A 208-nucleotide genomic window follows, 5' to 3' on the forward strand; every position below is an offset into this window, starting at 1 on the left:
AGCAGTGACGCTCGCGGTGTAAGTAACCACGCCGCCTTCAACGGCACTGGCAGTCGCAGTCAACGTGACAGTCGAAGTGTCGATGCTGTCGGTGATAGCAGTCACGGCGGCAGTTGGGCTGACTTCCAGGTGTTCGAAATCACCACCGGTGGTGCCAGTGATGGTCACGCTGACGCTACCCGCATCGACGTAAACAGTATCTTTCGGT

Annotated in this window: 1 protein-coding gene; it reads right to left on the reverse strand. The window is 57.7% G+C overall.

All coding sequences use genetic code 11. The annotated features are described in order from the left end of the window. A partial coding sequence (locus DM374_RS33400; RefSeq protein ID WP_157969855.1) for an immunoglobulin-like domain-containing protein occupies positions 1-208 on the reverse strand: 208 nt, incomplete at both ends.

Source organism: Pseudomonas huaxiensis (genome assembly GCF_003231275.1).
GTDB lineage: Bacteria > Pseudomonadota > Gammaproteobacteria > Pseudomonadales > Pseudomonadaceae > Aquipseudomonas > Aquipseudomonas huaxiensis.